Consider the following 970-nt stretch of genomic DNA (forward strand, 5'->3'; position numbering starts at 1 on the left):
TCGGCAAGCGACAGGGCCTGCGAGGCCTGACCATCCACGGAGACGGTAACCGACATGACGCCATCGGCCCCTTTGACCAGAGCCCAGCCGCCACTGATGTTGGCAGCCGTCTCAACCACAGCGGTTGTGCCATCCAGTGAGGCACTATCCGGATCGCTGATCGTCAGGGTCGGCATGTCGTCAACAACATTGACCGTGACGGCTGCTGTAGCCGAATCACCATCGACATCGGAAGCAACAACGGTGATGCCGGTGATGGTGATGGTGTTTTCACCGTTGGCTATGGCGTGCGGCAAGGCACCCTTCAACTCGGCGCTAACCCCAACCGTGCCGGCAGCCGGGTTGGCGCTGACCAGGGAAACCGTCAGCACAATGGTGCCACTGCTGCTGCCCAGATGCGCGTTCAGCACCCCCGAGTCGAGTGTCCAGAACAGATCGTCACCAGTGGCGCCATTGACGTTGACCGTGATGCCGCTGGTGCCCTGGAAGGCGAAACCCGCGAATGGATCAGAGCCAGCAACAAAGTTCACCGTGGCGTTGTCCGTCAGTGGCCCCTTGGGCGTGCCAGAACCGGCGAGCAGATCGTCTTCATCCAGGTCCAGGGTGACAGCATTACCGTTGCCCGGTCCTGTGCCGTCAAGCACGTTGATGGTTTGCGTGTCGCTGAACGGGTCGCCATCGGCATCGGTGCCGGAGATCGAGAAGTTCACCACGTCGGCCGGCTCCGTGTCGTTATCAACCGGCTTCGGATCGAACGTCCAGCTGCCATCGGCCTTGACCGTCAGCGTGCCGGAAGCTGTGTTGAAAGTAACCGTGTTCGCGGCGTCGGCAAGCGACAGGGCCTGCGAGGCCTGACCATCCACGGAGACGGTAACCGACATGACGCCATCGGCCCCTTTGACCAGAGCCCAGCCGCCACTGATGTTGGCAGCCGTCTCAACCACAGCGGTTGTGCCATCCAGTGAGGCAC

General features: G+C 61.9%; 1 protein-coding gene. It reads right to left on the minus strand.

Annotated features, from left to right (window positions below; genetic code table 11):
• Positions 1–970: hypothetical protein (locus OKC40_RS22610; protein ID WP_270797041.1), on the minus strand; the 970-nt coding region annotated here is incomplete at both ends.

Origin of the sequence: Aeromonas sp. QDB11, from assembly GCF_027705265.1 — a bacterium.
Classification (GTDB): Bacteria; Pseudomonadota; Gammaproteobacteria; order Enterobacterales; family Aeromonadaceae; genus Aeromonas; species Aeromonas allosaccharophila.